20 protein-coding genes are annotated in these 23,915 nt (G+C 60.5%); 12 read left to right on the forward strand and 8 right to left on the reverse strand.

All coding sequences use genetic code 11. The annotated features are described in order from the left end of the window. Positions 1-86 precede the first annotated feature (86 nt). The 4 genes from ACM6I0_RS06250 to ACM6I0_RS06265 are packed head-to-tail and all read left to right on the forward strand — an operon-like array spanning position 87 to position 5,662. A complete protein-coding gene (locus tag ACM6I0_RS06250) occupies positions 87-1,991 on the forward strand; it encodes a sigma-54-dependent Fis family transcriptional regulator (RefSeq protein ID WP_414921739.1) in 1,905 nt (634 codons plus the stop codon). Next, positions 1,991-3,709, forward strand: coding sequence for an ABC transporter ATP-binding protein (locus ACM6I0_RS06255; protein ID WP_285436161.1), 1,719 nt, complete (start codon positions 1,991-1,993; stop codon positions 3,707-3,709). The genes ACM6I0_RS06250 and ACM6I0_RS06255 overlap by 1 nt, the downstream gene beginning before the upstream one ends. After that, positions 3,699-4,376 (forward strand): S8 family serine peptidase, encoded by a 678-nt coding sequence (locus tag ACM6I0_RS06260; protein WP_414921740.1) that lies wholly within the window; start codon positions 3,699-3,701, stop codon positions 4,374-4,376. The genes ACM6I0_RS06255 and ACM6I0_RS06260 overlap by 11 nt, the downstream gene beginning before the upstream one ends. After that, the gene (locus ACM6I0_RS06265; RefSeq protein WP_414921741.1) at positions 4,373-5,662 is read left to right on the forward strand and encodes an NAD(P)/FAD-dependent oxidoreductase; all 1,290 of its coding nucleotides are present in this window, start codon (positions 4,373-4,375) and stop codon (positions 5,660-5,662) included. Before ACM6I0_RS06260 ends, ACM6I0_RS06265 begins: the two co-directional genes overlap by 4 nt. A 126-nt stretch (positions 5,663-5,788) precedes the next feature. Here the strand turns inward: ACM6I0_RS06265 and ACM6I0_RS06270 are convergent, their stop codons facing one another. Further along, the gene (locus ACM6I0_RS06270) at positions 5,789-7,279 is read right to left on the reverse strand and encodes an aldehyde dehydrogenase family protein (RefSeq protein WP_226300029.1); all 1,491 of its coding nucleotides are present in this window, start codon (positions 7,277-7,279) and stop codon (positions 5,789-5,791) included. A 274-nt stretch (positions 7,280-7,553) separates the two neighbouring features. Here ACM6I0_RS06270 and ACM6I0_RS06275 point away from each other — a divergent pair, with 274 nt between their 5' ends. Continuing rightward, complete coding sequence (locus ACM6I0_RS06275; RefSeq protein ID WP_414921742.1) at positions 7,554-7,808, forward strand: DUF1652 domain-containing protein; 255 nt, start codon at positions 7,554-7,556, stop codon at positions 7,806-7,808. Positions 7,809-7,856: 48 nt separating this feature from the next. On the opposite strand, the gene ACM6I0_RS06280 is transcribed toward ACM6I0_RS06275, so the two are convergent. Next, positions 7,857-8,213, reverse strand: coding sequence for a hypothetical protein (locus tag ACM6I0_RS06280; protein WP_285436153.1), 357 nt, complete (start codon positions 8,211-8,213; stop codon positions 7,857-7,859). Between the two features lie 347 nt (positions 8,214-8,560). Between ACM6I0_RS06280 and peaA the strand changes: the two genes are divergently transcribed. The 4 genes from peaA to peaD all read left to right on the forward strand — a co-directional run bounded on the left by peaA (position 8,561) and on the right by peaD (position 13,125). Beyond that, on the forward strand, positions 8,561-10,141 hold the full coding sequence (peaA, locus tag ACM6I0_RS06285) for a quinohemoprotein amine dehydrogenase subunit alpha (protein WP_414921743.1): 1,581 nt from the start codon (positions 8,561-8,563) through the stop codon (positions 10,139-10,141). Positions 10,142-10,225: 84 nt separating this feature from the next. Further along, on the forward strand, positions 10,226-11,656 hold the full coding sequence (peaB, locus tag ACM6I0_RS06290; RefSeq protein WP_414921744.1) for a quinohemoprotein amine dehydrogenase maturation protein: 1,431 nt from the start codon (positions 10,226-10,228) through the stop codon (positions 11,654-11,656). 1 nt (position 11,657) lies between these two features. Beyond that, positions 11,658-11,981, forward strand: coding sequence for a quinohemoprotein amine dehydrogenase subunit gamma (gene qhpC, locus ACM6I0_RS06295; RefSeq protein ID WP_008145336.1), 324 nt, complete (start codon positions 11,658-11,660; stop codon positions 11,979-11,981). Between the two features lie 25 nt (positions 11,982-12,006). Beyond that, positions 12,007-13,125: a quinohemoprotein amine dehydrogenase subunit beta gene (gene peaD / locus ACM6I0_RS06300; protein WP_285436147.1), complete on the forward strand. Its 1,119-nt coding sequence runs from the start codon at positions 12,007-12,009 to the stop codon at positions 13,123-13,125. 130 nt (positions 13,126-13,255) lie between these two features. Here peaD and ACM6I0_RS06305 read toward each other — a convergent pair whose 3' ends face one another. Together ACM6I0_RS06305 and ACM6I0_RS06310 are read right to left on the reverse strand one after the other, a co-directional pair. After that, the gene (locus tag ACM6I0_RS06305; protein WP_285436145.1) at positions 13,256-13,660 is read right to left on the reverse strand and encodes a lysozyme inhibitor LprI family protein; all 405 of its coding nucleotides are present in this window, start codon (positions 13,658-13,660) and stop codon (positions 13,256-13,258) included. A gap of 63 nt (positions 13,661-13,723) precedes the next feature. Beyond that, positions 13,724-14,122, reverse strand: coding sequence for a GFA family protein (locus ACM6I0_RS06310; RefSeq protein WP_414921745.1), 399 nt, complete (start codon positions 14,120-14,122; stop codon positions 13,724-13,726). Between the two features lie 213 nt (positions 14,123-14,335). Here ACM6I0_RS06310 and ACM6I0_RS06315 point away from each other — a divergent pair, with 213 nt between their 5' ends. Then, positions 14,336-14,824: an SRPBCC family protein gene (locus ACM6I0_RS06315; protein WP_414921746.1), complete on the forward strand. Its 489-nt coding sequence runs from the start codon at positions 14,336-14,338 to the stop codon at positions 14,822-14,824. 587 nt (positions 14,825-15,411) lie between these two features. On the opposite strand, the gene inhA is transcribed toward ACM6I0_RS06315, so the two are convergent. Beyond that, complete coding sequence (gene inhA / locus ACM6I0_RS06320; RefSeq protein WP_414921747.1) at positions 15,412-16,089, reverse strand: isonitrile hydratase; 678 nt, start codon at positions 16,087-16,089, stop codon at positions 15,412-15,414. 91 nt (positions 16,090-16,180) lie between these two features. Here inhA and ACM6I0_RS06325 point away from each other — a divergent pair, with 91 nt between their 5' ends. Beyond that, the gene (locus ACM6I0_RS06325; RefSeq protein ID WP_414921748.1) at positions 16,181-17,164 is read left to right on the forward strand and encodes a GlxA family transcriptional regulator; all 984 of its coding nucleotides are present in this window, start codon (positions 16,181-16,183) and stop codon (positions 17,162-17,164) included. 77 nt (positions 17,165-17,241) lie between these two features. Here ACM6I0_RS06325 and ACM6I0_RS06330 read toward each other — a convergent pair whose 3' ends face one another. From ACM6I0_RS06330 to ACM6I0_RS06340, 3 genes are all read right to left on the reverse strand, one after another. Beyond that, on the reverse strand, positions 17,242-17,631 hold the full coding sequence (locus ACM6I0_RS06330; RefSeq protein WP_414921749.1) for a hypothetical protein: 390 nt from the start codon (positions 17,629-17,631) through the stop codon (positions 17,242-17,244). 417 nt (positions 17,632-18,048) lie between these two features. Continuing rightward, positions 18,049-19,875 carry a glycoside hydrolase family 15 protein gene (locus ACM6I0_RS06335; protein WP_414921750.1) on the reverse strand — a complete coding sequence of 609 codons (1,827 nt, stop codon included), beginning with the start codon at positions 19,873-19,875 and terminating at the stop codon, positions 18,049-18,051. Then, positions 19,868-20,668, reverse strand: a complete 801-nt coding sequence (locus tag ACM6I0_RS06340; RefSeq protein ID WP_285436130.1) for a glucose 1-dehydrogenase — start codon at positions 20,666-20,668, stop codon at positions 19,868-19,870. Before ACM6I0_RS06340 ends, ACM6I0_RS06335 begins: the two co-directional genes overlap by 8 nt. Positions 20,669-21,201: 533 nt before the next feature. Between ACM6I0_RS06340 and mgtA the strand changes: the two genes are divergently transcribed. Beyond that, complete coding sequence (gene mgtA, locus ACM6I0_RS06345; RefSeq protein ID WP_285436128.1) at positions 21,202-23,904, forward strand: magnesium-translocating P-type ATPase; 2,703 nt, start codon at positions 21,202-21,204, stop codon at positions 23,902-23,904. Positions 23,905-23,915 lie beyond the last annotated feature (11 nt).

Here is a 23,915-nt window from a genome sequence, read left to right on the forward strand (position 1 = left end):
TTGCCATCGCCCTTACGTTAACGTAAAGATTGCGGCAGGGCGCTGAACTTAAAAAAGCGCAGGGCGGACCGATCCGGAGCGCTTTGATGACGCTAATAAAAACAACTCCACCCAAGCTGCACCGCGAAGCCCGGCTGGCCCGGGAAAAGCTCCATCTGGAGGGCGAAGTTCCCGATGGCGTGTTGCGCGCGGAAATCGATGCCTCATGGCGGCGCAGTCTCAGTCATGGCGTGCATTTCAATGGCAAGTACGAGCTGGCGCTGGAATCGGGCGCCAGCCTAGACGTCCTGCTGGCGAGCAATCGCTTGCTGATCGATGCGGCATTGCCGGCGATCGATTACCTGGCTGAACGCCAGGGCAAGGAAGGCCTGATCATCCTCGCCAATTCCGACGCCACCATTCTCGCCGTCGAAGGTCGCGCCGATCGCCTCAAGGGCAGCGGCCTGCAAGACATCACCCTTGGCGCCTGCTGGAGCGAAGCGGCTCGCGGCACCAATGCCCTGGGCACCGCGCTGGTCGAATCGCGGCCGACGATGATTGATTGCGGCGAACACTACCTTGATCGCCTGACCGATTTTTCCTGCACCTCGGTGCCTATTTATTGCCCCCAAGGCGACATCCTTGGCGTGCTCGACCTGACCCGCGAAGGCCCGCTCGGCCGCGTTCATGACAGCACCGCGTTGTTGTCCATGGCCGTCAGCCAGATCGAAAGCCGCGTGTTCAACGCCAGCTATCCAAACGAAATCGTCCTGGCCTTCCACAGTCGTCGGCAATACCTCGAATCCCCTTGGCAGGGCCTGTTGGCGGTGAGCCTTGGCGGGCAAATCCTCGCGGTCAGCGCCCAGGCCTGTCAGTTGCTGCATGCCGAGCGATCGGCGCTGGTGGGGCGGCGCTGCGAAGAGTTTCTGGGCGTCGACGGCTTGCAACTGCTGTCGCGGCTGCATCAGGGTGGAGTAGGCAGCTTGCAGACTGCCAAAGGTGAATTCTTCTACAAGGCCCTGCGTGCGCCGCAGCGCTCGATCAACGTCAGCACACCGCCGCGCAGCACGGCCAAAACCGTCAAGCCGCCACCGGATCTCGAAGCCCTGGCCGGCAGCAATGTGCGCTATGCCCGCGCTTTGCGCATGGCCCGCCAAGGCCTGGCCAATGAGCTGCCGGTGTTGCTGTTGGGTGAAACCGGTACCGGTAAAGAAGTAATTGCCCGTGCCTTGCACATGGCCGGCAGCCGCTGCGACAAACCTTTCGTCGCGGTGAACTGCGCGGCGATTCCCGAAGGCTTGATCGAGTCGGAGCTGTTCGGCTACCGCGAAGGCGCGTTCACCGGATCGCGCCGGGGCGGGATGATCGGCCGGCTGCAACAGGCCCACGGCGGCACCTTGTTCCTCGACGAAATCGGCGACATGCCGCTGGCTTTGCAGGCACGCCTGTTGCGGGTATTGCAGGACCGCAAAGTGGCACCGCTGGGCGCTGGCGAAGAACAAGACATCGACGTCGCGCTGATCTGCGCCACCCACCGCGACCTCAAGCGCCTGGTGGAAGAAAAACACTTTCGCGAAGACCTGTTCTACCGGGTCAACGGTATCAGCGTGATGCTCCCGGCCTTGCGTGAGCGTGAGGATTTCAGTGGCCTGGTCACGCGACTGCTGGCCAAACTCGACGCACCGAACGTCGTCCTGCATGACGACTTGAACCGCTTGCTTGGTGGTTATCACTGGCCAGGCAACATCCGCCAACTGGAAATGGTCTTGCGCACCGCGCTGGCCATGCGCGAGCCGGGGGAGACGGTGCTGACCCTCGACCACCTGCCCGACAGCATGCTCGACGAGTTGTCCGCGACCGAACGGCCATCGTCGGGGAGCATTCGCGAAAACGAACTGGAGTTGATTCGCCAGTCCCTGGACAGCCATCAGGGCAACGTCTCGGCCGCCGCCGACGCCTTGGGCATCAGTCGCGCGACCCTGTATCGCAAGCTCAAACAGTTGCGCTCGTGATGCAGCGCCTGATCGTGCGGCTGATCGACAGCCAGAACCCCGAAGCCCTGCAATCGGCATTGCGCTGGCTCTACAGCTTTGTGCGACCGCATCGCCTGGCGATTGCCGGGCTGCTGGGGTTGTCAGTCTGTGCTTCGTTGCTGGTGCTGGTGCAACCGTGGTTGACCAAACTGCTGATCGACGATGGTTTGCTGGCGCGCAACTTTGCGATGCTGGTGCTGATTGCCGGGTTGATGATTGTCGCCGGGCTGCTGGGCACGGCGCTGTCGGGGATCAATCGTTACCTGCATACGCGGTTGTCCGGGCGGATTCTGTTCGCCCTGCGTGACGATCTTTATCGGCATCTGCAAACCCTCTCGCCGAGTTTCTACGGGCAGCGGCGCATCGGTGATTTGATGTCGCGCCTGGATGGCGACGTCGCTGAGATCCAGCGCTTTGCCGTCGATTCGCTGTTCTCGGCGGTGTCCAGCGTGATCGGTCTGGTTTGCGCGGTGGCGATGCTGTTGACCCTGTCCTGGAAACTCTCGCTGCTGGCGTTGGTGCTGATTCCACTCGACGTGCTCTGGCTGCGCTGGATGCGCCGCAAGGTCGAGCGCGATGTGCGGCAGTTGCGCGAGCGCTCGGCGGACATGTCCTCGTTCATGGTCGAAACCTTACCGGTGATGAAGTTCATCCAGTCCGCCGGCCAGCAACAGCGTGAATCGCGACGGCTGGAGACACTCGGCCAAGGCTACATGAGCCAGTTGTTGCGCCTGCAAGTCACCGAGTTTTTCACCCAGGCCGTGCCGGGCACGCTGACCTCGTTGTCTCGGGCCTGTGCGTTTTTGATCGGCGGTTATTGGGTGGTGCAGGGGACTTGGCAACTGGGTGCCCTGATCGCGTTTTCCACGTATTTGGGGATGGCGGTCGGGCCGGTTCAGAGCTTGCTTGGACTGTACGTCGCGATTCAGCGGATGACCGTCAGCCTCGGTCGCGTGATGGAGTTGCGTGGCGAAGAGCCGACCGTGCTTACACCCGTCGAACCCAAGCCGATGCCGGCCTCGGGTGAACTGCGTTTCGACGATGTGCACTTCAGTCATCCCGGTCGCCCGACGACGTTGCGCGGTATCGAAGCGCGAATTCCCTATGGTTTGAAAGTCGCCCTGAGCGGCGGCTCCGGGGTCGGTAAATCAACCCTGATCGATCTGCTGCAACGCCACCATGATCCGCAGTCCGGCCGGGTGTTGCTCGGTGACGTGGATCTACGAGAACTGGACCTGTTCCAGTTACGTCGGCGGATTGCCGTGGTCAGTCAGGACATCGTGTTGTTTCGCGGCAGCCTCGCCGACAACCTTGCTTATGCCGTGCCGGACGCCAGTCGTGAAGCCATTGCCGAAGTCGCGCGTCTGGCGCAGCTGGACAGTCTGATCGAATCCTTGCCCGAGGGCCTCGACAGCCCGTTGGGCGAGCGCGGCCAGCAGTTGTCCGGCGGGCAGAAACAGCGGATCGCCATTGCCCGGGCGTTGCTGCAGGATCCGCTGATTCTGGTGCTGGACGAAGCGACCTCAGCGGTGGATGAAGCCACCGAGCGCGAAGTCATCGAGGCCATCGACCGACTGTTTGCCGGGCGCACGCGGATCCTGATCAGCCATCGCCCTTCAACCCTGGCCGATGCCGATTTGCGCTTTGAGTTGCTCGACGGCGTACTCACTTCAAAAACGGTGCTGCATGAAGCCTGAGCTGAGGATTGGCATCGTCGACAGCGGCCATTCGGCGGCGCAACGGGTGCAGGTCATCGCTGGACGGCGGTTCTCATTGCTTGACGATGGATTGGCCGAAAGCGACTTGCGCGACGATCCGCTGGGCCACGGCAGCGCGGTGATCGAGGCCATCAGCCGACGGGCGCCTTCGGCAGTCTTTTGTGTGGGGCAGGTGTTCGACCAGCGGGGTGTCACCAGTGCCTTGCAGATCGCCACGGCCATTGACTGGCTCGTGGCTCAAGAGGTGCGGCTGATCAATCTGAGCCTGGGGTTGCGACAGGATCGAAGCCTGCTCCGTGAAGCCTGCGCGGCGGCCGTGGCCAGAGGCATTTTGCTGTGCGCCTCCAGCCCGGCGCAGGGCGAGGGCGTGTTTCCGGCGAATTATCCACAAGTGCTGCGGGTCACTGGCGATGCGCGTTGCGCCGAGCATGAATGGTCATGGCTCAATAGCGCTCAGGCCGATTTCGCCGCGTGCGTGCACGGCACGTATCCGGGGCAGTCGGGTGCCAGCCTCGGGTGTGCGGCGTTGAGCGGGCATATTGCGGGTTTTCTGGCGGCGCACCCCGACGCGAACAACCAGCACGTCATCGAATGGTTGCGCGAGCACGCCCGGTATCGCGGTCCCGAACGGCGCTTCGGGCCATGATTGTGATTCTTGGCGCGGGGCCGGCAGGGGCTGCGGTTGCCCTGGGTTTGCGAACACTGGGTTATTCGGTGACGCTGGTCAGCGAGTGGCGCCGTTTCGCGGCGCTCGAAGGCGTTTCGGTGCGGGTGCTGGAGGCCTTGCGCGGCGCGGGTCTGCATCAGGCGCTGGCGGACGCGACGTTACCGTCCCAGCGGCAGGTCGCGTGGAACGGCCAGCAGCATGCGCAGAACGTTGAATTTCTGGTGGATCGACCACGCTTCGACCAAGGCCTGCGCGAGGATCTGCGACGGGCAGGCGTTGAACTCATCGAAGGTCGGGTGCTGAGTGTTCAGGCCTTGGCGACGGGGCATCGCATCGAGATGGAAGGGCGCGAAGCGTTGCTGGCGGATTTTCTGGTGGAGGCCCGTGGACGTCAGGCGCCTGCACTTGGCAAAGGCCTGCGCGGACCGGAGACGGTCAGCCTGCTCAATCGCTGGCAAGGTACGCCGGGCAGCACCGCCAGTGCCGTGGAAAGCCTTGAGGACGGCTGGGCCTGGATGGCGCGACGGGCTGACGGTCAGTGTTATTGGCAGTGGACCGTGGACGTCGCCAGTGCCCAATTACCGGGCAAGGCGCAATTGCTCGATTACTGCCGCCAACGGCGTCATGGCTCGGCACTGGCGCGTGAGTTTTTCGGTCTGGCGCCCGAAGTCGATCTCCAACTGCACGCGCGCAGCAGCACGGCGATCCTGTGCCCGCAGGTGTGTGGCGATAACTGGATTCGGGTCGGCGATGCGGCGATGGCGGTGGACCCGCTGTCGGGCAACGGCATTTTCCAGTCGCTGTCCTCGGCATTGCAGGCGCCGACCGTGATCAACACATTGTTGCGTAAACCTGAGCGAGCCGCACTGGCGCAGCGGTTTCATCAGGCGCGAGTGGAACAGTTGTTTTGGCGTTTTGCGCGGATCGGGCGGGATTTTTATGCCGATGAGCAGCGTTGGCTGGAGCAACCGTTCTGGAAGGCCCGCCGGCACTGGCCGGATGCTCAACCGGCGCACGCCGAGCCGGATTTTCAGGCGCTGAGAATCGAGCGGGCGCCGGTGTTGAAGGACGGTTATGTGGATGAAACCGACGTGGTGATCACGGCAGATCAGCCGTTGGGCATCTGGCATGTGCAAGGGGTTGAACTGGCGCCGGTGGTGCGGCGCTTACAAACCGAGCCGGCCGAACAGGCGTTGGCCGGGTTGACGGTGGAGCAGGGCAGGATGGTGCGCAGTTGGTTGTTGTCTCAGGGGTTCAAGCCCTGACACAGGCTGATCGTTCCCACGCTCTGGGTGGGAATGCCGCCAGGGACGCTCCGCGTTCCGCTTCGAGATGTGACGCGGAGCGTCACGGGATGCATTCCCACGCAGAGCGTGGGAACGATCTGTGTATTACAGTTTGATCAACACCGATTTCAACTCGGTGTAATGCTCAATCGCCGCATACCCCATCTCGCGCCCGACCCCAGACATTTTGTAGCCGCCAAACGGCAGCGCCGGGTCCAGGGCGCTGTGGCAATTGACCCACACCGAGCCCGACTTGATCCGTGGAATCATCCGGTGCACCGCCGCCAGGTCATTGGACCAAATGCTTGCCCCCAGTCCATAAGGGCTGTCATTGGCCATGCGCAAGGCATCGGCTTCGTCATCAAACGGAATCGCCACCAGCACTGGGCCGAAGATCTCTTCCTGCACCAGCGAATGCTTCTGGTCGACGTCGACAATCACTGTCGGCTTGACGAAAAACCCCGGACCGAATTGCTCGCCGCCGCAAGCGATGGTCGCACCACTTTCCCGACCCTTTTCGATATAGCCGTAAACCCTTTCCTGCTGGCGCGCGGAGATCAGCGGGCCCATCTCGACGCTCGGGTCCAGGCCATTGCCAAGCTTCATGGCGTTGGCAATGTCGGCGATGTCCGCCACCACATTGTCGAAATGCTTGCGCTGTACATACAGCCGCGACCCTGCGCAGCACACCTGGCCCTGATTGAAGAAAATTGCGCTGGCGGCACCGGCTGCAGCGGATTTCAGGTCGGCGTCGGCCATGACGATGGTCGGCGATTTGCCGCCCAGCTCCAGGGTGACGCGGGTCATGGAGTCCATGGCGATCTTGCCGATCTGCTTGCCCACAGCGGTGGAGCCGGTGAAGGTCAGCTTGTCCACCAGCGGATTGTGGGTCAGCGCCGATCCGGCAGTAATGCCGGTACCGGTGACCACGTTGAACACGCCTTCGGGGTAGCCGGCTTCCAGCACCAGCTCAGCGAGTTTCAAGGCAGTCAGCGGCGTTTCGTCGGCGGGTTTGAGCACCACTGTGCAACCGGTGGCCAGGGCCGGGCCGAGTTTCCAGCAGGCCAGCAGCAGCGGGAAGTTCCAGGCGACGATGGCGCCGACCACGCCCACCGCTTCACGGCGAATGAAGCTGTGGAACTGATCGTTGGGCATCAGCGGCAACGACACTTCAACACTGGAACCTTCGATCTTGGTCGCCCAACCCGCCATGTAACGCAGGAAGTCGATGGACAGTTGCACATCCATCACTTGGGCCACCGCTGCGCTTTTGCCGTTGTTCAGGCATTCCAGTTGCGCCAGCAGCTCGGCGTCGCGTTCCATCAGGTCGGCGAGTTTCCACAACAGGTTTTGCCGCTCACGGGGGCGAGTGCGGGTCCAGGCCGAATCATCAAAAGCCTGACGAGCGGCAAGCACCGCGCGGTCGACATCCTCCGGCGTGGCCCGTGGCACCACGCACAGCACTTCACCGGTGGCCGGGTTGTGCAGGGGCATGGTCTGGCCGTCGGCGGCTTCGACCCAGTCACCGCCGATAAGCATGCGCGGGGCGCGCTGGATGAATGCCGAAGTAGCGGGAAGCAGATAAGGGAGCGTCATGGCGAGGCCTCTTGTTATTCGTGAGAACCGGGCTTTCGCAATGGCTGTGCCAAGTGCCAGGAAACGCAGCCCCGCCCTTGGTCGGCGGGGTTCGGGGGCATTCAAGGGTAAAGGCGGCCGCTGGCGGGTTGTTGCAAATTGCGACAACGATGAGACGACGAGCAACCTGTCGCGACCTTGAGACACTGACTATTGAGGGCTAGAATTTTCTGGCTCGGTGGATGACGCGACGGACCGTTCATCCGGCCACCCATTTGGTGTGAGGGAGGTAGTGATGTTCCTTTCAACCCTGGAAATTCAAAGCATCATTGAACAGAAAATGCTGCCCGCCGTCTGCACGTGCAGCATGGAGTCAGACCAGTCCCTGACCATACGGGTTTGCGACTGCGTAACAGGAAAAGTGGATCTGGTGGCGACCCACGTGCCCTTGTGGACACTGGACAGTCCTCACGCAATCGCCTCGCTGGTGGCGGATATGCGGCACGAAATAGAAGCCCACAAAGGCATTCAGCCAACGTTCTTCAGCTGAACCGCCGTCACGCCGCACCACTCAAGTGGTGCGGCGCGTGCTGACAGTTCAGGCCGGGATTTTGCGAGAAAATTCTTCGAATGTGTTGCCATCTACGGCGGCCAGGAGTTTTCGGCCGTCCTTGAGCGTTGCCAGGAACGTCACTTCGGTCTCCTTGCCCGCCAACATGAAACCGGCAATTGCGCCGATAGGGCCGAGCAACATCGCGCCCGCCACGCCGAAACCGATGGCATCCTTGATGTTGTTGATCGAATCCTCGTTGGCCACTTCTACACACTTGAACGCTGAGAGCGGGAGGGTGATGCCGGGCCACGGGTGAAGCGATGTCCTGAGGGTGAAAACGCCCTCTCTGTACTCTCCATCACCCTGCAGAAAGTCCCCCGCCAGGACAGTGATGCTTGCCATTTTGTTATCCCCTGATTGGCAATCGGTGAACACCCATTTCGCTCCCGCAGGGGATGGCCGTCAATCGTCGACCGATGAACTGTTCCGGTCAGGGCAACTATGCTTTGTCTCAGACTGAAACAAGTGTCGCGATATTAGACGCGAGCGATCTCGCCTGGACGCCAATCATGACCCTCATCTTTATCTAACAGCTTGATTTAAAAGGGTATCGGCAAGCTGGCACGCTCCGTGTATTGCTCATCGCAGACGTTTCTCTTGCCTCCGTCAGCGGTGCGCCGCCGACGGTAGAAACCAAAAAAAACGATAAGCCACAAAAATAAGAAAGCACCGTGCGAGGTTCGACGTTGATGAAGAGAAGACTCCGATCAGGCCTGAGTGCCAGTCTGCTGGCCGTGGCCGCTTGTGTAGCGCTGCATTCGCCTTACAGCCTGGCCGCCCGTGACGCCCAGACCATCCTCAAGGAAACCTGTCAGGGCTGTCACACCCCCGAAGCTGATAACGCCCTGAGCCGCATCAGCCACCAGCGCAAGAGCCCGGAAGGCTGGCTGATGAGCATCGCCCGGATGCAGACCATGCACGGTTTGCAGATCAGCGATGACGACCGCCGAACCCTGGTCAAATACCTGGCCGACACCCAAGGCCTGGCGCCCAGCGAGACGGACGGCGTGCGTTATGCGCTGGAACGTCGACTCAATACCGTCGAGAAATTCGACGACCAGACCAGCCAGATGTGCGGCCGCTGCCACTCCGGTGCGCGGGTGGCCCTGCAACGGCGTCCGGCCCAGGAATGGGAGCGTCTGGTGAACTTCCACCTCGGTCAATGGCCGTCCCTCGAATACCAGGCACTGGCCCGGGACCGTGACTGGTTCGACATTGCCCGCAAGGACATGGTGCCGCTGCTGGCCAAGCGTTATCCGCTGGACAATCCAGCCTGGAAAAAATGGCTGAGCAGCGCGCCGAAAAGCGCCGCACTGGTGGGCGACTGGAGCTTCAGCGGCCACTTGCCAGGCAAGGGTGAACTGGCCGGCGTGATGAGCGTCACGGCCGATGGCAGTGACACGTTCAAGGTCAGCGTCAAAGGCCAATACGCCGACGGCAGCCCGTTCAATGGCGAGGGCAGCGCGATCCTCTACACCGGCTACGAGTGGCGCGGCAACGTGACCATCGATGGCGTGACCATGCGCCAGGTGTTCGCCGCCCAGGGCAACGCCATGCAAGGCCGGATGTTCGAAGCCGAGCATGATGAGCGCGGTCTGGACTTCGTCGCCGCCAAGCAGGGCAGCAGTCGTTTGCTGGCGGTGCAACCGGGTTATCTCAAGGCGGGTGCCGAAACTGAAGTCACGCTAGTCGGCAGCGGTCTCACCGGCAAACCGAACTTCGGCAAAGGTGTGGAAGTGGTCGAAGTCGTCGAGCAGAGCCCGCAGCGGATTAGGGTCAAACTCAAGGCTGCGGCCAATGCCCAGCCGGGTCTGCGTGCGGTCACCGTCGGCACCCTGAAAGGCCCGACCCTGTCGGTCTACAACTCAATCGCCGAAGTCAAAGTGGTGCCTGCGTTCTCGGTCGCGCGAATCGGCGAGGGCGGTGGTTCGACGCCGAAAGTCCAGGGCCGGTTTGATGCGGAAGCCTGGGGCAAGGGCGCTGATGGCAAACCGTATCGCATTGGGGTGTTCCCGGCGCAATGGAAGGTCGAGGCCTTCGACGATCGTGCCAAGGAAGACGAAGACGTCAAGTTCGCCGGCACCATGCAGGCTGACAGCGGCGTGTTCACTCCGGGTGATGCCGGGCCGAACCCACAACGCAAAATGTCCACCAACAATGCCGGCAACCTCAAGGTGATTGCCGCCGTCGACGATGCAGGGAAATCCCTGACCGGCGAAGGCCACATGATCGTCACCGTGCAACGCTGGAACAATCCACCCATTCCATGAGTTGGCTGATTCAAAAAAAGGTTTCAGACACTTTTCGGAATGACCGCAGGCCCCGTCAAAACGGGGTTTGCACAGGAGGTTGCAATGGGCGCTATTTTGAATCTGGTCGAGCGAAATCTGCACGAAGTGCACGTCGACGCCGACCGCATGCTGTTTCACATCCCCAGCAGTTCGCTGTTCGCCAGCGATGAGCTGACGGGCACCATCATCGACACTTTGCGCGGTCCCGGCTGTTCGTCGGAGGACCTGATCCAGCGTTTGGCTTCACGGTTCAACGGTGAGGAAATCACCGAAACGCTGCGCGAGTTGATGTCCCTGGAGCTGGTCAGCGACGGCTCGCCGCTGACGCCGGACATCGGCACCAAACGGGTCGAGCGTACCGCGATCAATACCGTGGTGCTCAACGTCAACACCGGCTGCAATTTGAGCTGCACCTACTGCTACAAGGAAGACCTCGACAAGCCGTCGGCCGGCAAGAAAATGGACATCGAAACGGCGGTCGCCTCGGTGGAAATGCTGCTGCGCGAGTCGCCGGACGAAGAGCGTTTCACCGTGGTGTTCTTCGGTGGCGAACCGCTGAGCAATCGCAAGCTGATCGAATACATGGTCGACTATTGCGAGAAGCGTTTCCGTGAGGCGGGCAAGTTCGTCGAGTTCGTCATGACCACCAACGCCACGCTGCTCACCGAAGAGACCGTGGACTACCTCAACGCTCACCGCTTCGGTTTGTCCGTCAGTATCGACGGACCAAAAACCGTGCACGACCGCAACCGCATCACCGTGGGCGGGCAGGGCACGTATGACGTGGTGCGGCGCAAGGCCGAGATGTTGCTGTCGCGCTACAACAGCCGCCCGGTGGGCGCGCGGGTGACCCTGACCACTGGCGTCACTGACGTCGAAACCATTTGGGATCACCTGTTCAACGAACTGGGTTTTGCCGAAGTCGGGTTCGCCCCGGTGACCTCCGGCGACATCAGCACCTTCAACCTGTCCAGCGACGAGCTGATCGAGGTCTTCGCCAACATGAAGAAGCTCGGTCGGCGTTATCTGGAGGCGGCGCTGGAGCACCGCAACATCGGTTTCTCCAACCTGCACCAGTTGATCACCGACATCCACGAAGGCCATAAAAAAGCCCTGCCGTGCGGCGCGGGCCTGAAGATGCTGGCGGTGGATTACAAGGGCGAACTGAACCTCTGCCACCGCTTCACCGGATCGAGCCTGCCGACCTTCGGCAACGTCCACACCGCCGTGAAGCAAGTGGAATTGAACGACTTCCTGTCCCAACGCCTGGACCGCACCAACACCGGCTGCGAAGACTGCCAGATCCGCAATCTCTGCTCCGGCGGCTGCTACCACGAGAGCTACGCCCGTTACGGCGATCCGACCCATCCGACCTATCACTACTGCGAACTGATGCGTGACTGGGTCGACTTCGGCATCGAGGTCTACACCCGGATCATGGCCCACAACCCTGCGTTTATCAGCAGCTACATCACTCCGCGCAAGGCTCACTGATATGAAACATCTCAAGGCAATCAATAATAAAGCGCTGAAACTCGATGAGGCCGCGGCAGAAAACCGCATTGAAGAAGTGGTGGCGATGAGTTCCGTCGCCGGCTGCGCCTCGACCACCGACCCGGGTTGGGAGATCGATGCCTTTGGCGGTGTGTCGTCGCTCTGTCAGCCGATGGAAGCCGACCTGTATGGCTGCTCCGATCCGTGCTGGTGGCCGGCCCAGGTGCCGGACATGATGAGCACCTACCCGGACTGGAACAAGGATGCCCAGGCGTCCAACGAAAACTGGCGCAACCTCGGGACTGTCTTTCCAAAAGACAAGTGATCGGACAGAGAAGAAGGATTCCAGCATGCATCGCATCAAAGCCTGCGGCCTGGCCGCATTTGCCGTCCTGAGCGTCTGTTCGTTCAACGTTCTGGCCGATGAAAACACTGCGCTACAAGATGGTCACGAGTACATGTTGACCACCAATTACCCGAACAACCTGCACGTCATCGATCTGGCGACCGACACCGTGTTCAAGACCTGCAAGATGCCGGACGCCTTCGGGCCCGGCACCATCCAGTTGTCGCCGGACCGCAAGACCGCTTACGTGTTGAACAACCACTACGCCGATGTCTACGGCGTCGAACTGGACAGTTGCAAGCAGGTGTTCCACGCCAGCATCACGCAGAAACCGGGGGAGAAGGCGCGGTCGATGTTCGCCTTCACCCTCAGCCATGACGGCAAGGAACTGTTCACCATTGCCAACCCGACGTTGATGCTCAATGACCGCTATGAGGTGCAGCAGCCGCGGCTCGACGTGTACGCCACCGACGCCGGCATGGACGCCAAACCCGTGCGCAGCTTCCCGGCGCCGCGGCAACTGACCATCATGCAAAGCGGTGACGACGGTACGCTGTACGTGGCCGGGGCGGATGTCTACAAGGTTGACGTGAAAACCGGAAAGTTCGACGTGCTGATCCCCAGCCGTCACTGGAAACGTGCGAACTACGCCGCGCCGGACGTGCTCTACGTGTGGAACCAGCAAACTTACCGCCATGACTTCTCGCTGCTCTACACCACCGCGAAATTCAAGGACAAGAAGCAGGATCCACTGACCGCCGAGTACCTGTACGGGCTGTTCAGCATTGACCTGAAAACCGGCAAGACCGAAACCACCGACTTCGGTCCCCTGACGGAAATCTATTTCAGCGGCATGCGTTCACCCAAGGACCCGAACCTGATGTACGGCGTGCTCAACCGTCTGGCCAAGTACGACATCAAGGAGAAGAAAATGCTGCAGTCCGCGACGCTGGATCATTCCTACTACTGCATTTCCTTCAACAAGGACGGCAGCAAGATCTACCTGGCGGGGACGTTCAATGACGTGGCGATCTTTGATGCCGACAGCCTGAAGCAGATCGGCAGCATCAAGATGCCGGGCGGGGATATGGCGATTACCACGGCGCAGATATTTGTCCGGTAACTGCGACGCTTGAACTGACGCCATCGCGAGTTGGCTCGCTCCCACATCGACCGATGTTTACCGGTTAAATGTGGGCGCGAGCCTGGTCCGGGCGGCGATCCGACGATAGGTCCCGTAGGTCTTTGGAGCGTCAAGCCCCCGGCACCGGGCAGCTCAAATCCCCCTCCTGACATTTCAAGTAATTCCTGAAAGTCTGCACCCGCGCCTTGGTCAGCTCAGTGACGCAGTTGCTGTAGATCAGCGGATAAGCACTCCCGCCCTCGACCCCAGCGCTCGAGAACGTGCACTCGGCATCCCGAAACGCAACCCACGAACGCTGCGCGCTGACCAACAGCTTCTTGCTGTCCGGAGTGCTCTTCAAACGGTTGGTAATCTGCTGGTAAAGCGCATTCAACTCCTTGTCAGCCGCCTTGTTCTGCTGCGCCGCACACTGGTTCATCGTGGCCTGGTCAGTGGCGTTGTCGCAGTCTGCGGCATGGGTGACGGTGCTGAGCAGCAGCAATGGCGTCAGCGCCAGAAGGAAGCGTGGGTGCATGGGGTAGGCTCGCTGTGACATGGGAGGTTCGGCGCATTGTAGCGCCCTGGAATATCCGGGAATCTACACCTGCCATTCGGGGTATTTTTGAATCGATTGATGTTCAAGCCACGGCACGTCATGTGAGGTCCAGATATGGGCTTGAGGCGTCATGCCCGGATCATCATCCAGCGTGGCCACACGAATGATGACGTGAGGCTGGGCCAGGCGCTCCGCCATCAAGTGTGAGCCGCAGACCGAACAGAAATGCCGCAGCTTGCCCGGTGAGGATTCATAGCTGTTCAGCAGAGGCTGGCCCTTGATCCAGCGAAAGTGTTCGCGCATCACCCCGGCTGTCGATGCAAATGCCGCTGCGTGTGCTTTACGGCAGGTTTTGCAGTGGCAGTGGCTGATGGGCATGTCGAGGTTGTCGAGTTCGTACTCGATGGCTTTGCATAAACAGCTGCCATGCAGGCTTTTCATCGCGTGGGTCCTGTCCAGTGAATCTCGTTTGTATGAATGACGGCGCTGCGCACGTTAGCAGTTTCATTGATTGACCAACGTTCCACGCCAGAACTTAGCAGCGCAAATGCGGCCGAATATTACAGGCACACTTGATAACAACTCCCCGTTGATACAACTTTAAGGTTGGTCTTGTGGTCTTACAGGCCTACTGTTCAGTACAGGAGGTGGCTTATGAACCCTGCATCAGATCGCATTGAAAGGAAGATTTTGCTCAAAGTGCCGCGTTCGAAGGTGTGGCGCGTGGTGGCCAATGCCGAAGCCTTTGGGCAGTGGTTTGGCGTTTCGCTGGAGGGCAAGCGTTTTGTCGCCGGTGAATGGACCCAGGGGCAGATCACGTACCCCGGCTATGAGCACTTGCTGTGGAATGTGTTAGTGGAACGGGTCGAGCCCGAGCGGGTGTTTTCCTTTCGCTGGCACCCCTATGCGGTGGAGCCGGAGGTCGATTACTCCCAGGAACCCACGACCTTGGTGAAGTTCGAGCTCGAAGACATGGATGACGGCACCTTGCTGAAGGTTACCGAGTCCGGTTTCGACCACATCCCGCAATCGCGCAGGCTCAAGGCGTTCCGCATGGACAGCCGTGGATGGGATGAGCAGATGAACAATATCGAAGAATTTCTCAAGACCAGCACCAAGACCCGCGAGCGTCAGGAAGAATGACGGCTGTGGCAATGGGCTGACGGTTGCCCTGACAGGGCAAAGTCAGCTACAGGCAGCAGAAACCGGGGTTTGATTGCTGGATACCTTAGCCGTCTAAGGGTTTACGGAAGGGTGGTTATAGCGAATGTCTTACACGCGATGGTAGCTATGTCGTCTATTGCACATTGGATCCGAAGCGTAATCTAGCCTCATCAACTGAAGCACAGGAAGTGCTCCAGGATCATGGACGATCGACCATTAGCAAGGATTCGCTGCCGACAGGGAGTCGATATGGTCTTGGGAAAACCCGCTTCGGCGGGTTTTTTTTCGTCTGCTGAAAACTGCGGTCTCCTGGATCTGCCTCCTTCGACAGATAAAGGCGCCCAGGTTTTTGACGTCAGTGGTCAAACGCTTACACCCGCTAACGGGTATGTCGTCTTTTTATACTTCACCGATGCCGTTAATCTGGCTCCATCAACTGAAGCACAGGGAGTGCTCAGGATCACGGATGATCGACCATTGGCCAGGATGGCTGCCGACAGGATGTCGAAAATGGTCTTGAGAAACCCGCCTAGGCGGGTTTTTTTTCGCCTGTGAAAAAGTACGACTTACAGTCTGGCCGCTGCTCGCTCGGTAATCTGCGTCCGTTGTTGCAGCGACGGTGCCGCACGCCGTTGCGCTTCTGCCAGGACACCCGGCGGCGCTGTGTCAGGGCTGCCTGACTGGAACGGTGGTGCCGGCGCGTATTCCAGTTGCAACTGCACCAGCTCGGCCGTGTCTTTATCGAACAATTCGGCTGCCAGGGTCAGGGCAAAGTCGATCCCAGCGGTAATCCCGCCGCCGGTCAGCAGGTTGCCATCGCGCACCACCCGATCCTTTACCGGGATCGCCCCCAACGGTGCCAACAGTTCGTGATAAGCCCAGTGAGTGGTCGCGCGTTTGCCCTTCAGCAGACCCGCCGCACCAAGCACCAGTGCCCCGGTGCAAACCGATGTGACGTACCGTGCATGTGCGGCTTGAGCCTTGATAAAGGTCAGCGTCTGCTCATCTTCCATCAACGGCCCGACACCGCTGCCACCGGGAATGCAGATCACATCCAGCGCCGGGCAATCGTCGAAGGTCGTGGTCGGTTTCAGCACTAGCCCCGTGCTCGCGGTGACCGGCACCAGGTCCTTCCAGATCAGATGCACCTTCACGTCCGGCAGCGAAGCCAACACGTCGTAAGGGCCTGTGAGGTCCAGTTGTTGAACCTGTGGAAACAACAGAAAACCGATCTGCAACGTCATGGCGTTTTTCTCATGAAGTGGGGTGGACGACTTCACTCTAGGCTCGTAGGATCTGGCGTATACGCCAATCACCCCACGAATTACGCCAATCATGCCGAAAACCATTCATGTGCTCGCGTTCGCCAACGTGCAATTGCTCGATGTCACCGGGCCGTTGCAGGTGTTCGCCTCGGCCAACGACATCGCCCGCCAGCACGGAGTGCCACCGCCCTATGCACCAACAGTGATTGCCAGTGGCGGCGGGACGGTGATGTCGTCGGCGGGATTGGCGCTGCTGGCCGAACCGTTGCCCGAGCAAGGCAGCGATACTTTGATCATCGCGGGCGGCTGGGGCGTGTATGCCGCAGCGGAAGACGCACCGTTGGTAGCGTGGGTGCGAGAACACGCGAAGGCTTGTCGGCGGGTTTCGTCAGTCTGCACCGGGGCCTTTTTGCTGGCGGCGAGTGGCTGGCTCGACGGTCGGCGCGTCGTCACCCACTGGACCCGCTGCGAGCAGTTGGCGCAGAAGCATCCGCAACTGCGGGTCGAACCCAATCCCATCTTTATCAACGACGGTCCGGTGTGGACCTCGGCCGGGGTCACCGCGGGCATCGACCTGGCGTTGGCGATGGTCGAAGCAGACCTCGGCCGCTCGATGGCCCTGGAAGTCGCGCGACAATTGGTGGTTTTTCTCAAGCGGCCGGGTGGCCAGTCGCAGTTCAGCGTGACCTTGTCCCTGCAAAAGGAAGGCAACCGGTTCGACGAGTTACACGCCTGGATCAGCGAAAATCTGACCAAAGACCTTGGTATTCCAACCCTGGCGCTGCAGGCGGGCATGAGCGAACGCAGTTTCGTGCGTCACTATCGCGCTGACACAGGCCAGACCCCGGCCCGGGCCATTGAACTGATCCGGGTCGAGACGGCGCGCCGGTTACTCAGCGACACCGGCGTGCCGATCAAACGCATTGCCGTACAGTGCGGATTCGGCAGCGAAGAAACGTTGCGCCGCAGCTTCCTGCGGGGAATGGGCGTGACGCCACAAGCCTATCGCGAACGGTTTTCCGTCAGCCCTTCAGCAGATCCAGTAATGCCTTGAGCATCGCTTCAGGTGCTTCTTCGGGGATGCCGTGCCCCAAGCCCGCCAGCACCCACGTGGCTGTTTCGGCCCGCTGCCTAGGCTTCGGTTTCCGCCACTTGATTGAAGTATTTCGACCGGTCCGGTGTAAACGTCACCACCATCCTGGTCCGTGAACAGGTCAGCGCCCGCTCTTTATCCAGATCAACATCCAGATCTTCTCCGCGCAAACCCTGCCACTGGGCGAGGTATTTGAGGGATCCGTATTTTTCAAGTTTCTTCAGGCTGCGGCTGACGCCACCTTTCCAACCCAGTACCGGCAGCTCGCCGACAAGGCAACGTTGGGCGAGTTCGGGGAATCGGGCGGCACGTTGGCGGCCGATTTCCCAGCATTTGATCAGGCCTTTGTCGTGGTCTTCCCACAATTCATCGCGGTTCAGACCTGACCGCAGGGGAGAGTCGATGGGGCGGTGGATGCGTTGAGTCATTCTGGTTCCTTGAATTCGGGTTTTGTTGGACAGCTCCGCTGTACCCGTTGAGCGTCGATGGTAGGTGGGGTTGTAACAGCTGGCAACAAGGTATTTCCGGCTGTAGGAACCAGGTGTCGGACAGGTAAACAGCAACGGTTGTTTAGTCAATGTAGGGAAATGGCCTGCGCACCTCGTGGCGAGGCGTGTTTATTCAGTCAGGCCGCGTTTAAGCGTGCCGCGAGCAAATAGTGGTCCTACAAACGGCACTCTGAAACGGGAAGTTTCCGACAGGCTCTGTCGGTTGCAGATGAGGCGTTCAGTCAGTCTTGTGTTGAGGCTGATGGCCCTATCGCGAGCAGGCTCGCTCCCACAGGTGATCTGAGTGAACACGGTCAATGTGGGAGCGAGCTTGCTCGCGATAGGGGCGACGCCATCTCAAGGCTGCCAGTAATTTTTCTCCCCACTCAATTTCCGATCGAGAAAACACGCCGCACTGATCAATGCCAGATGCGTCAACGCTTGCGGCGTATTTCCCAGATGACGCGCCTGGCTGTCGAACTCTTCGGCATACAAGCCCAGCGGGTTGGCGTACCTCAGCAGCTGTTCGAACTCCAGATGCGCTTTTTCCACGCGACCCGCCCGGGCCAGGCATTCGACGTACCAGAATGAACACGCGGCGAAGGCACCTTCCGTGCCGCCCAGGCCATCGATCTGACTGTCATCGTTGCGATAGCGATAGACCATGCCGTCACGCACCAGGGTTTTTTCAATCGCATCGAGGGTGGCGAGCCAGCGCGGATCCTTGGCGCTGACGAAGCGCACCAGCGGCATCAGCAACATCGAGCCATCCAGCGCGGTGCCGCCGATGTGCTGGACGAAATGCCCGCGTTCTTCGTTCCAGAAATTTTCCCAGATGTCGGCGTAGATGGCCTGGCGGGTCTGGTCCCAGCGGGCGAACGGGGCGGGCAGCGAGCGCTTCGAAGCGAGGCGAATGGCCCGGTCCAGAGCAACCCAGCACATCAGTCGCGAATGCAGAAAATGATGCTGCTCGCCGCGCATTTCCCAGATGCCCACGTCCTGTTGCTGCCAGGTTTCGCAGACCTGATCCACAACTTCCACCGCGTGTTTCCAGCCCTCATGGGAGATGGCGTCGCCGTATTTGTTGACCAGGTACACCGCGTCCATTAGCTCGCCGAAGATATCGAGCTGAACCTGATCGTAGGCCTGGTTACCGATCCGCACTGGCGTTGCGCCGCCATGGCCGGACAGGTGCGACAGTTCGGTTTCCGGCAGTTCCTGGCGGCCGTCGATGGCATAGAGGATGTTGAGTTTCATGGAATTGCCGTGGCAATCACTGACCCGCCCGCGCAACCAACTCATGTAGGCATTGGCCTCGTCGACATAACCCAGGCGCATGAAGGCGTAGACGGTGAACGAGGCGTCGCGGATCCAGGTGTAGCGGTAGTCCCAGTTGCGTTCGCCGCCCGGGGATTCCGGCAAGCCGAATGTGGCGGCGGCGAGGATCGCGCCGTGTTTGCGTGAGGTCAGCAGCTTCAGCGCCAGGGCCGAGCGGTTGACCATTTCTCGCCAGCGGCCGCGGTAGCTGGATTTGCCGGTCCAGTCGCGCCAGAATTTCATTGTGCGCTCCATGCACAGCGCGGCGGCGCCTTCCTTGAAGCGCGGATCATCGAGTCCGCCGAGCAGGAATTCGGCGCACTGGTCTTGTTTGAGAGTGAATTTGGCCACCGCCGCGTTGCCGTCAATCTGTAGAAGCTGATCCGAGGCGAGCCGCATGGACGGCTGGTCGTCGGCCTCGAAGATCACGTCCTGTTCATCCAGACGGGCGCTGGTGTTGGCGCGGGCGTAGTCATGACGCACCGCGCAGCGCATGCGAAACGTTGCCTGGCCGCTGACCACACGAACACGGCGCATCAGCAGCGGCAGATCATCTTCGCTATCGCCGATGGGGAGCAGGTCGGTGATTTCGACCACGGCGCGCTCGCTGAGCCAGCGGGTTTGCAACACGTTGGTATCGGGCAGGTAAATCTGCTCGCGACGCGCATCAGGCAAGTCCGGTGACAACTGAAAAATCCCGGCCTCAGGCGTGTCCAGCAACGAGCAGAAAATCGACGGACTGTCGAACTCCGGCCAGCAGAAAAAATCCACGCTGCCCCGGTCATTGACCAGTGCTGCGCTGCGCATGTCGCCGATGATGCCGTGGGCGTCGATGGCGCTTTGTCGTTCGGGATGATGATCAGCCATTGCCGCGAAACTCCGGATAGAGGCTCATGCCGCCGTCGATGAACAGCGTGGTGCCGACGATGTAGTCGGAGGCATCGGAAGCGAGGAAAACCACCGCATTGGCGACATCCTCGACATCACCAACCCGGCCATAAGGGATAAGTTTGAGCAACTCCTGCTCAGCCGCGCCTTCGGTGGCGGCGCGATTGATTGCGGTGCGAATCGCCCCCGGCGCGATGCCGTTGATGCGGATGCGCTGGTGGCTGACTTCCTGGGCGAGCGTTTGCATCAGCATGTCGACACCGCCCTTGGAGGCTGCGTAGTTGACATGTCCAGCCCAGGGAATGCGTTGGTGCACCGAGCTCATATGGATGATTTTACCGGCGGCCCGGGACACGCCTTCACGAACACCCTGGCGGTTGAAAATGCGCAGGGCGGCGCGGGCGCAGAGGAACTGTCCGGTGAGGTTGACGCCGATCACCTGGTTCCAGTCGGCGAGGCTCATCTCCACGGCAGGTGCATCTTTTTGCATACCCGAATTGGCCACCAGAATGTCCAGCGAACCGAAGGCTTCGAGGGTGTGTGCGAACAAGCGTTCGACCTCTTGTTCTTTTGAAACATCAGCGCCAATGGCAATCGCCCGACCGCCTTCAGCGATGATCTGCCGGGCCAGTTCTTCGGCGGGTTCAGCCTCGGAGTTGTAATTGAGCACCACCGCAGCACCGGCATCGGCCAGGGCCTTGGCGCACCCTGCGCCGATGCCGGAACTGGCACCGGTCACCAGGGCGACTTGTTGCTTGAGGGAAATCTGCATCAGCGTTGGCGCCTTGAAGTGAGGGCTTATTTAGCTGACTGGCGGGTGATGTCGAGAGTTCACGTCGAACCATGAAAGTTTCGTCAGTTGGTTATTCTGCGCAGCACAGGATCTACAGTCGCTGGCGACGCAGCGGCTCAAGGGGGCGATCTGACCTCTATCCTGAACCCTTCCTGAAGAACCCTTCAATTCCCCAATCCGGCGCCTTGGCATCGTTTACTCTGTGGAAATCGGGGCGTAAGCTTCGCGCGTTTTCATCCATTACGGAGACCCACAGTGGGTACTTGTTCGAGTGACAGTAGTCGGCCGGTTTTGATAACCGGCACCTTCCCGGCAAGATAACGCGCCACCTGTGTGCCGTTGTCTCGCCTGATAGCGAGCAGCGGCCTCCCGATCGCAGTCAGTCCTGACCTGCGTCCCGATGCCCCTCTCTTCGATGCTGAACCGTGTGTGGTGTTCGACTTTGCCGTCGACATCGCAGCGACTTGACACGCCTGCTCGACGGTTTCCTGGCCGACCCTGGGGGAACTGCCATGAACCTGACCCTGCTCAAAGAATTCTTCGCCGGATTCTTGCGCACCCGCCACATTGCCCGGCACTTCCGTCGCCTGGCGCTGCTGGAAAGCTTCACCGACCTCCCTGTCAGCCGCGAAGTGCCGCCGACGCTCGCGCAAACCCTGGTCAGCGCCGCCAACAGCGACACCGGTCAACTGCTGAACAACCTCGGTAGCCACACCGACGGCCTGAGCGAACTCGAAGCCGACACCCTGCGCGAGCAGTTTGGCCTCAACGAGGTCGAGCACGAGCAACCGCTGCCGTGGTGGACCCATTTTTGGCACTGCTACAAAAACCCGTTCAACCTGCTGCTGACCTTGCTGGCGGTCATCTCCTGGCTGACCGAGGACATGAAAGCCGCCGTCGTGATTTTCTCGATGGTGGTGCTCTCGACCTTGCTGCGCTTCTGGCAGGAAACCAAATCCAACCAGGCCGCCGACGCCCTCAAGGCGATGGTCAGCAACACCGCCACGGTGCTGCGCGGGGATGCGTTGCGCAGCGAAGTGCCGATCAAGCAATTGGTCCCGGGGGATCTGATCGTCTTGTCGGCCGGCGACATGATTCCTGCCGATTGCCGGGTGCTCAGCGCCAAGGACCTGTTCGTCAGCCAGGCGGCGATGACCGGTGAATCGATGCCGGTGGAAAAATTCCGCCACCAGCAGAACGGCGATACGCACAATCCTCTGGACCTGGACAACATTCTGTTCATGGGCACCAACGTGGTGTCCGGCACGGCCATCGCGGTGATTCTGACCACCGGTAACAACACCTATTTCGGCGCCCTGGCCCAACGGGTCGGCGCCACGGATCGCGCACCGACTTCATTCCAGACCGGGGTCAACAAAGTCAGCTGGCTGCTGATTCGCTTCATGTTCGTCATGGCGCCGCTGGTGCTGTTCATCAACGGTTTCACCAAGGGTGACTGGACCCAGGCGCTGCTGTTCGCGCTGTCGATTGCCGTGGGCCTGACCCCGGAAATGCTGCCGATGATCGTGACCTCGACCCTGGCCAAGGGCGCGGTGTTCCTGTCGCGCAAAAAGGTCATCGTCAAACGCCTCGACGCGATCCAGAACTTCGGTGCCATGGACGTGCTGTGCACCGACAAGACCGGTACCCTGACCCAGGACAAGATCTTTCTGGCGCGCAACGTCGACGTCTGGGGCAACGACTCCGATGACGTGCTGGAAATGGCTTACCTCAACAGCTACTACCAGACCGGCCTGAAAAACCTGCTGGACGTGGCGGTGCTCGAACACGTGGAAATCCACCGTGAGCTGAAAGTCGGCACCGCCTTTCGCAAGGTCGATGAAATTCCGTTCGACTTCACCCGCCGGCGCATGTCAGTGGTGGTTGCCGAGCGTGATCAACCGCACCTGCTGATTTGCAAAGGAGCGGTGGAAGAAGTGTTGGCGGTGTGCACCCGGGTGCGCCATGGCGAAGCCGACGAAGCACTGACCGATGAACTGCTGGCGCGCATTCGTCAGGTTACTGCGGCGTTCAACGCCGAAGGCTTGCGGGTGGTGGCCGTGGCCGCGCGGTCGATGATCGAAGGCGGGGATACCTACAGTCTGGCGGATGAACAGGCACTGACGCTGATTGGTTACGTGGCGTTCCTTGATCCGCCCAAAGAAAGCACCGCGCCTGCGCTCAAGGCCCTGGCGGCTCACGGCGTGGCGGTCAAAGTGCTGACCGGCGACAACGAACTGGTGACCGCCAAGATCTGCCGCGAAGTCGGCCTGGAGCAACAAGGCCTGCTGATGGGCAATGACATCGAGCGCATGAGCGACGCGCAGTTGGCGGTGGCGGTCGAGACCACCAACGTCTTCGCCAAACTCACGCCTTCACACAAGGAGCGCATCGTGCGCCTGCTCAAAGGCAACGGTCATGTGGTCGGTTTCATGGGCGACGGCATCAATGACGCCCCGGCCCTGCGCACCGCCGATATCGGTATTTCGGTGGACAGTGCCGTGGACATCGCCAAGGAAGCGGCGGACATCATCCTGCTGGAAAAGAGCCTGATGGTGCTGGAGGAGGGCGTGCTGGAAGGGCGCCGCACGTTCGCCAACATGCTCAAGTACATCAAGATGACCGCCAGTTCCAACTTCGGCAACGTGTTCTCGGTGCTGGTGGCCAGCGCGTTCATTCCGTTCCTGCCAATGCTGCCGATGCACCTGCTGGTGCAAAACCTGCTCTACGATATTTCGCAAATCGCCATCCCGTTCGATAACGTCGACGACGAAATGCTCAAACAACCACAACGCTGGCAGCCGGCGGACGTTGGGCGCTTCATGCTGTTTTTCGGCCCGATCAGTTCGATCTTCGACATCACCACGTTTGCCTTGATGTGGTACGTGTTCGACGCCAACACCCCGGATCACCAGACCCTGTTCCAGTCCGGCTGGTTCGTGGTCGGGTTGCTGACCCAGACGTTGATCGTGCACATGATCCGCACGCCGAAAATCCCGTTCCTGCAAAGCCGCGCAGCCACGCCGCTGCTGGTGATGACCGGGGTCATTATGGCTGTGGGCATTTTCCTGCCGATGGGACCGCTGGCGCATTACTTCAAACTGCAGGCACTGCCGTCGCTGTACTTTGTGTTCCTGCCGGTGATTCTGCTGGCTTACATGGGGCTGACCCAGGCCGTGAAGGGGTTCTACATTCGTCGGTTCGGTTGGCAGTAACGGCGGTGGCC

The organism is Pseudomonas sp. IT-P294, assembly GCF_949767865.1.
In the GTDB taxonomy this organism is placed as follows: domain Bacteria; phylum Pseudomonadota; class Gammaproteobacteria; order Pseudomonadales; family Pseudomonadaceae; genus Aquipseudomonas.